Source organism: Marinobacter sp. MDS2, assembly GCF_030718085.1.
In the GTDB taxonomy this organism is placed as follows: Bacteria; Pseudomonadota; Gammaproteobacteria; order Pseudomonadales; family Oleiphilaceae; genus Marinobacter.
Genome location: NZ_JAVAJF010000007.1, coordinates 1 through 6,882 on the forward strand (window position 1 = coordinate 1; position 6,882 = coordinate 6,882).

The following is a 6,882-nucleotide window of genomic DNA, read 5'->3' on the forward strand; positions in this document are numbered from 1 at the left end:
CGAGAATATCCAGCTTGCCTTCATGTGCGCCCCGCCTTCCCGATGTTTGGATATGAGCAGCAGACAACTGGTATTGGCAATCAATGCGACGAATGCGATAGCCATCATCACCAGCGATTCAGGCTCATCTGATTCCCGAAGCAAGAGCATAAAACCGGGCGGGAATCGGGTCGATTTCCGCCTTAATGCCTACCCCGCCCCGTTCACCTCCGCCAGCAACGCCCTGGCCGCCAGCTTGCCAAACTCATTGGCCGCATCCGGGCTGTCGCCGGTGATCAGCTTACGGTCTTCGCAGCAGCTACCATTGGCTTTCTTGTTGATGATTTCCACGCCCTGCTCACGGAGCCGATCGCCGAAGTACCAGGGCATGGGGCCGGGCAGGTAGCCGAACTTGGGGGTGAGCTTGTCGAGGCTGTCCGGGAACACCGCCATTTTGTAACCGTGATAGGCGAAATCCTTGGGATCGCCGCCACGGTTTTCTGCCAGCAAGGCCGCAGGGCCGTGGCAGATGGTGAGCATGTGTTTGTCGTTGGCGTTGACCCAGCGGATCAGGGTTTGCAGGTCTTCACTCTCCGGCAGGCCCAACATGGCGCCGTGACCACCGGGGATAAACACCGCCAGGTAGTCGGCGTGATCTTCCAGGCCTGCGGCGACCAGGGCCTTTAGGGATTGAGGCTGTTCGAATTGAGGCTGGTAGCGTTGCAGGGCATCCGTGACCGCGTCGTCTTTCTCTGGCACCGCCCACCTTTCTATTTTTACCGGTGCGCCGGTAGGCGTGCAGACCTCGATCTGGAAGCCGGCTTTTTCCAGGTGCAGTAGCGGCACCATCATTTCTACCGGGTGATTGCCGGTGGAAAACTTCACGCCGTTTGCCATGGTCATGTAGCGTTCTTCGGTACAGACCATCAGCACCTTGGCCGTGCTGCCCTGAAGGGCATCCGGATACTCGGCGTGGTCGTAATCAGTCTTGCTTTTGGTGGCCAGTTTCAACGCCACGGAAGAGGGCGTGAAGCCACCCCGCCCATCATCCTTGGGGGCCATGCCAAACATTGCCTTGATGCCACTAGCCATAAATTCTCCTGATCACCGGGCTCCCTTTATCCTTTGCCCTTTACCAGCTATGGCGGAGATTCCCTTTCGGAAATTTCCGCCCTACGAATCCGGGAGTGGAGATAAACCTATAGGGTGGCAGGCTGCGTTATTGCCCTTCCCGCCACGCCCCCGGCGACACCCCCACCCACTGTTTAAATGCCCGGTTAAACGAGCTCTGCTCGGCAAAGCCCAGCAGCATGGTGATTTCGAAAAGCGATAGCGACGGGTCGTGCAGATAGCTTTGTGCCAGTTCCTGGCGGGTGCGATCCAGCAGGCCCTGAAAGGTCTGGCCGCTTTGTGTGAGACGGCGTTGCAGGGTACGAACGGAGATGGCCATTTCGTTGGCCACGTCTTTCAGGGATACCCGCGCATCAGGCAACAGGCGCAGAAACACCTGCTGCACCTGAAAGGCAAAGGGATCATTGCCCGGCAAGGCGTTGGACAAGGCCACAGACTGGCGATCAAGAATCTGGCGCAGGGCCGGATTGGCGGTGGGCAGGGGGATGCTGAGGTAATCCGCCGGGAAGCGCACTGCCACATAGGGGGCATTGAAGCGTACCGGGCCGCCGAAGAAGGCCTCGTACACTGCCGGATTGTCCGGCGCCGGCGAGGAGAAAGCCACTTCTGCCGGGTTAGGGGCATCCGGGACGATCTTGCGCAGGAAGCTGATCAGGGCCGAGATAGCGGTTTCATCTACCAGCAGCCCGAGACTCAGACCACCGTACACAGGCCATCCGATCTCCGCCTCATCCCCGCGGATCACCACTTCCGCCATGCGGATGCCATAGAACAGTGACTCGAAGCGCTGGTAGGCATACAAGGCCTGCCCCAGGTTATCGCTGGCCTGCACCAGATAGCCCAACACCCCCACATGATCCGGGCTGATGCAGGCACCGATCTCCAGGCCACGTCCGTCGCCGGGGTGCACGGCATACGCCCGCCGCAGCAGGTCCAGCCACTGGATCAGGGGCACCTGCTCACCGGGCGCCAGACGCGACACCGCAGCCCGCAGGGTAGGTGCGCTCAACTGGTACTGGTCCAGCCAGTCCAGCAGCACGCGCACATAGGAGCCGTTGACGCGGATGGCGGTGGGGTCGGGGTAATTCATCGTCATGGCATGATTGGATAACAGATTGGCATGATCCGTCAATCCGATAAGCCCACTCTTTTCTACCATGGCTTCATCAGAGCTGACACCGCTTGTCCCATAACTTCAGGGAGACATGACATGAACCCATCACAAGAAGCCGCCAGATATCCCAAAATACCGGCATCTTGGATTTCGCCTCGCATACCAATCTGGATACCCAGCGCAGGTATCGGGTGAAGTGTCGCGAGCTCTTCCAGTAAGCCCCACCAATGCTCGATACTGATGCGATCAACAGACTTTGCTGCTTCGATGCGAGAGCGAAAATCAGCGTTAGCAATGCCTTCTTCGTCAATATAACGCAGCAGAATATTTAATATCTGGGAAGAAACTTGAATCGCAGCGGTCATTCGTTATGCCTGACTGAAAATGTCAAATACTATACGTTCCGGTCAAGACGCAATCAAGAGACAGAGTCATAATTACTGCAGTTTTTAAATCGCTGAATATTAATAATAACGGCGCAAAAGGAGTGAGTTCATATGCAGTTGTTTAGTTTTATCACCGAAACCCTGACCGATCTGTTCGGGCGTGAACCTACGCTCAATGAGATGATCCTGATTCCAATGGTCCCTATTTTTGTTTTGGGCTTTCTTGTTGAGTGGCTCTATCGAAGAATTAAAAGCGGAAACTGGGCAGCCACAAAAGGGCAGGCATTTTATATTCCCGAGGTTTTTGCCAACTTTTCGTTAGGCGGTGGTTACTACGTCTTCGGTGCGGTTATGAACATAGTTTATGTCGCAGCTGTTTATATTTTCGTCTGGGATCATCGTCTCTATACCATCCCTGTGAATGCCCTCACAATAATTCTGGCATTTTTTGTTCAAGAATTTTGTTACTACTGGTATCACCGTACAGCACATAGAGTGCGCTGGTTTTGGTCGCAACACGTATCCCATCACAGCGGCGAAATCATGAATATGTCTACGGCGGCGCGACAAAGCATTCTTAATGGCATTGTGGGCACTTGGATATTCTTCGCACCGGCTGTTTTCATCGGTTTTAGCCCCGACCTAATTCTTGGTTTATTAGGATTGAACCTCGCATTCCAGTGGTTTGTGCATACCGAAAGCATTACAAAGTTGCACCCGTGGTTGGAATGGTCACTAAATACGCCGTCTAACCACCGCGTGCACCACGGACGTAACCCACAATATATTGATAAAAACTTCGGCGGAGTCATCATGATCTACGACCATATTTTTTCAACCTATGAGGCAGAAAAAGAAAAGGCCGAATACGGCATCGTAAAACAGATCAAAAGCTATAACTGGTTTGTAATGAACCTGCATGAACTTGTCGATATGATTCGAGACGTGATGGCACCCGGCAAGCTTTCCGAGCGGCTAAAGCATCTTTGGAAGCCACCGGAGTGGGAGCGTTCAGGTCATACACCTATTCATACCTGGACAACCGTACAGATGGACGGAAAACAGACAGGAAATACGGCCGCTGAAGAAGTCGAGACGGCCAAAACAGACTCTAAGATGGTGGAAGTAAAATGATCTTTTTAAGTCGACTTTTTTTGAGTATGTCAGCCATTGCGTTTCTACTGATCGGTTTAAATACCTTGTACGACCCAGTCGCAGCCATGACTGCCATCGAACTGCAGCCGACTTCGATCAGCGCAACGAATGAAATTCGAGCCAACTATGGGGGAATGCACCTAGCTTTTGCCTTAATCATGCTGACGGGTGCTATTGCCGCGTCAGCGCGCCGACCCGCACTTTGGATGATTTTCTCAATCACTTTCGGCCTGGTTGTTGGCCGATTAATAAGTTTGTTGCTTGATGGTATGCCTAATGCCACTGCAGATTTTTTACTGGCTCTGGAGATTGTCTCCACAGCGGGGGCCGCAGGGTTACTTTGGTTCAGCCGAAATATAAGTCATGAGCCACTCAGCGATTAAGCTTCGTAGGCCTATCTTCATATTAATAGTCATAGTCAATTCATAGTCATTTAATCTTAGTTTCACAGCCCGCTAAGCGGGCGGAGAAGGTAATATGAGCGATCGCATTGAAATCCTAAAAAACTCAGTTAATAATGCCATTCGAGCGATTTGTCCGGAAAGAGCCATTCTTTGGACGGAATACTACAAGAATAAATTGAATCGAAATAAGCCGGTAGAAATACAGGCCGCTGAAGCCATGTGTTATGTACTGCAAAATAAAAGTATAGAAATATATCCCGATGAACTGGTAGTCGGAAATTACACCTCCCATAGAGTGGGAGGAATTATCTATCCAGAAAAGGCAGGGCTTTCGGCGAGTATAGGAAGAATAAACGCCGTTTTTCTCCAAGTCCAGCCACTGTAGACCGCGAATGACGGCCTGCTTTGCCAGTGGGTGATTCTGAATCCGGCCCGTGTAGCCATCGATCCCGCCGAAAATTCACCCGTTTTTCCCGACAGCCGGGGCCAACCCAAGCCGCCGGCATAACGCATCCCTGCCGCGGCTGAATTACCGCAGCATCGTGATCGGAATCGTTTGGGACGGGTCAGGTAAACAGACCCGGCGACAGGCCAGCCGGTGGTGCCCGGCTCTCGGGCAACGGGCTGGACTCGTTGGTTTCGGCTTTTTGCTTCAGATGGTCGAGGATCTGCTTGATCACTACCGGATCTTCAATACAGGCAATCACCTTCATGGCACCGCCGCATTCGCTGCAAGTCTCGATGTCGATTTGGAATACACGCTTGAGCCGCTGTGCCCATTTCATCGACGCTCGCCGCCCAGCGGGTGTTGGCGGCTCATCCGATACCTTGACCTTTTTGCTCCCCTTGCCCCTCATGGCAGGTGTAACCAGGGCGCGGTGCTTGCTGTTGGGCGCAAACACCCCATGAAACCGGGTAAGGTTCACACGTGGCTTCGGCACCAACGCCGACAGTCTTGCGATGAAGTCCAGCGGCTCAAAGATCACATGCGTGGTGCCGTCCCGGTACGGCGTCTTGAGCTGGTAGCGCACGTTGCCATTCTTCGTGAGCGACAGCCGTTTCTCAGACACCGCCGGGCGGCTGATGTAGTGGCACAGCCGTTCGAGTTTGCTGCGCTCATGGGCCTTGGCCGCTACGCCGGCATGTAGCGAGAAACCGGCAACCTTACCGGGCATGTCACCAAACTGATCTTCCGGGTCGCAGGCGGGCAGTGTCTGCAGGGTGAACACCTTGCGCCCTGCCTGTGGCCCCACGGCGATGCGATACGTGATGGAATGCCCCAGCAGTGGAGTCATCGCATCTTCATCCACCGCATCCAAGGCCAGGTAACTGTTTTCAGCATCCCGCTCCAGTAGGCCTTGCCGCTCCAAATAGCGGCCGACCCGATGGGCGATGGTGTGCGCCAGTTGGGTGAGTTCGGCGCTGGTCGGCGCCCTGACCCAGAGGAACCGGGCTGTTCCATTGGGACGCTCAACGTACACGCCATCGAGGAACAGCATGTGAAAGTGAATGTTGAGGTTCAGTGCACTGCCGAAGCGCTGGATCAGGGTGACGGCACCGGTCTTGGCCGCTTGGTGGGTATAGCCCGCTTTCTTGACCAGATGCGTGGCGATGACGCGGTAAACGATGCCCAACACCCGGCCCATGACCTCCGGCCGGCTGGCGAACAGAAAGCGCAATTGAAAGGGAAAGCTGAGTACCCATTGGCGCATGGGCTGTACGGGCAGAACCTCATCGACCAGTAGCGCGGCGCTTTCGGCCATACGCCGTGCGCCACAACTAGGACAGAAGCCCCGACGTTTGCAGCTGAACGCAACCAGGTGCTCAGCGTGACACGACTCACAACGCACCCGCAGAAAGCCGTGTTCGAGACGGCCGCATTTGAGGTAGTCGTCAAACTCGCGTTGCACATAACCGGGCAGTTCCCTGCCCTGCGCCGCCAAATGGGCAGCGAACGTCGGGTAGTATTCTTCGACGATCCGATAGAGCAGGGTTTGCTCGGGCCGGTGACGCTGGTAACGACCAGTGTTCTCGTCCCGGCTGGCCATCCTGGCCGCCACTTGGGGCATGATCCGCATCCTTGCGATACTGTGTTTTTATACAGTTTATCGCTCAGCTGCGAGATATTGAAGTCTCAGCTGTGATGCCAGCCAGTGCCAGACATTGCCTGTGAGTGCCAGTCACTCCCACTCGATTGTAGCAATCCATCAAACAGGGTGTCTTGCGGATGCAGTTGCGTCAGCGCGGTGCGTGCCAGCCACGCAGCGAAGGTGGTGCCGCAGGCGGACAGCAGCGCCATCAGTACGCTGCCACTGGTCACGTTGACGGCGATAAAGCCACCCAGCCAGATGGCTGGCAGGAATCGGTTGCCGCCCAGCAGCATGGCGGCCAGGGCGATGCCGGCCGGCGGCCAGACCATGCTGGCCAGGCCGTCGTTGGCGCTCAGGTCAAGACTCAGCAACCCCGTGAGCACGTACGACCCGGTGAGGGCGGCACCTTGCAGCAGTGTGGGGATGGAATAAAAACGCGCGAGAGTCATGGACGCCGAATCCGGAAGTTGATGGCATCCTGCCATGAATGTTTTTCGGGTATACGGATTTAATGGTTGATGGGGCACCTTCACCCCATCAATCTGATACCACCCTCAGATGGTTGATAGATCGACTCCGTAGTTGAGTTCCTCTGCGAAGTCCGGCAGTCCGTAACCGATGGT

The 6,882-nt window shown here is 55.1% G+C and carries 8 protein-coding genes and 1 pseudogene; 3 read left to right on the top strand and 6 right to left on the bottom strand.

What is annotated here, in order from left to right:
- From Q9245_RS15860 to Q9245_RS15875, 4 genes and pseudogenes are all read right to left on the bottom strand, one after another.
- Nucleotides 1-126, bottom strand: a pseudogene (locus Q9245_RS15860) (sodium:proton antiporter); the annotation flags it as partial.
- Between the two features lie 63 nt (nucleotides 127-189).
- Nucleotides 190-1,071, bottom strand: a complete 882-nt coding sequence (gene hchA / locus Q9245_RS15865) for a glyoxalase III HchA (protein WP_138773299.1) — start codon at nucleotides 1,069-1,071, stop codon at nucleotides 190-192.
- Nucleotides 1,072-1,198: 127 nt separating this feature from the next.
- Nucleotides 1,199-2,269 (bottom strand): AraC family transcriptional regulator, encoded by a 1,071-nt coding sequence (locus Q9245_RS15870; RefSeq protein ID WP_305898072.1) that lies wholly within the window; start codon nucleotides 2,267-2,269, stop codon nucleotides 1,199-1,201.
- On the bottom strand, nucleotides 2,263-2,589 hold the full coding sequence (locus Q9245_RS15875) for a hypothetical protein (RefSeq protein WP_138773300.1): 327 nt from the start codon (nucleotides 2,587-2,589) through the stop codon (nucleotides 2,263-2,265). The genes Q9245_RS15870 and Q9245_RS15875 overlap by 7 nt, the downstream gene beginning before the upstream one ends.
- A 132-nt stretch (nucleotides 2,590-2,721) precedes the next feature.
- Here Q9245_RS15875 and Q9245_RS15880 point away from each other — a divergent pair, with 132 nt between their 5' ends.
- From Q9245_RS15880 to Q9245_RS15890, 3 genes are all read left to right on the top strand, one after another.
- Complete coding sequence (locus Q9245_RS15880; RefSeq protein ID WP_084687550.1) at nucleotides 2,722-3,744, top strand: sterol desaturase family protein; 1,023 nt, start codon at nucleotides 2,722-2,724, stop codon at nucleotides 3,742-3,744.
- Nucleotides 3,741-4,148 (top strand): DUF4345 domain-containing protein, encoded by a 408-nt coding sequence (locus tag Q9245_RS15885; protein ID WP_052717995.1) that lies wholly within the window; start codon nucleotides 3,741-3,743, stop codon nucleotides 4,146-4,148. Before Q9245_RS15880 ends, Q9245_RS15885 begins: the two co-directional genes overlap by 4 nt.
- Before the next feature lie 94 nt (nucleotides 4,149-4,242).
- A complete protein-coding gene (locus Q9245_RS15890) occupies nucleotides 4,243-4,554 on the top strand; it encodes a pyruvate formate lyase family protein (protein ID WP_138773301.1) in 312 nt (103 codons plus the stop codon).
- A gap of 181 nt (nucleotides 4,555-4,735) precedes the next feature.
- Here the strand turns inward: Q9245_RS15890 and Q9245_RS15895 are convergent, their stop codons facing one another.
- The gene (locus Q9245_RS15895) at nucleotides 4,736-6,238 is read right to left on the bottom strand and encodes an IS91 family transposase (protein WP_138773302.1); all 1,503 of its coding nucleotides are present in this window, start codon (nucleotides 6,236-6,238) and stop codon (nucleotides 4,736-4,738) included.
- Between the two features lie 65 nt (nucleotides 6,239-6,303).
- Nucleotides 6,304-6,744 carry an MASE1 domain-containing protein gene (locus Q9245_RS15900; protein WP_138773303.1) on the bottom strand — a complete coding sequence of 147 codons (441 nt, stop codon included), beginning with the start codon at nucleotides 6,742-6,744 and terminating at the stop codon, nucleotides 6,304-6,306.
- Nucleotides 6,745-6,882 lie beyond the last annotated feature (138 nt).

Coding starts and splice junctions, on each gene's coding strand:
- hchA (WP_138773299.1), bottom strand. CDS start 1,071: ATGGCTAGTGGCATCAAGGCAATGTTTGGCATGGCCCCCAAGGATGAT.
- Q9245_RS15870 (WP_305898072.1), bottom strand. CDS start 2,269: ATGGTAGAAAAGAGTGGGCTTATCGGATTGACGGATCATGCCAATCTG.
- Q9245_RS15875 (WP_138773300.1), bottom strand. CDS start 2,589: ATGACCGCTGCGATTCAAGTTTCTTCCCAGATATTAAATATTCTGCTG.
- Q9245_RS15880 (WP_084687550.1), top strand. CDS start 2,722: ATGCAGTTGTTTAGTTTTATCACCGAAACCCTGACCGATCTGTTCGGG.
- Q9245_RS15885 (WP_052717995.1), top strand. CDS start 3,741: ATGATCTTTTTAAGTCGACTTTTTTTGAGTATGTCAGCCATTGCGTTT.
- Q9245_RS15890 (WP_138773301.1), top strand. CDS start 4,243: ATGAGCGATCGCATTGAAATCCTAAAAAACTCAGTTAATAATGCCATT.
- Q9245_RS15895 (WP_138773302.1), bottom strand. CDS start 6,238: ATGCCCCAAGTGGCGGCCAGGATGGCCAGCCGGGACGAGAACACTGGT.
- Q9245_RS15900 (WP_138773303.1), bottom strand. CDS start 6,744: ATGGCAGGATGCCATCAACTTCCGGATTCGGCGTCCATGACTCTCGCG.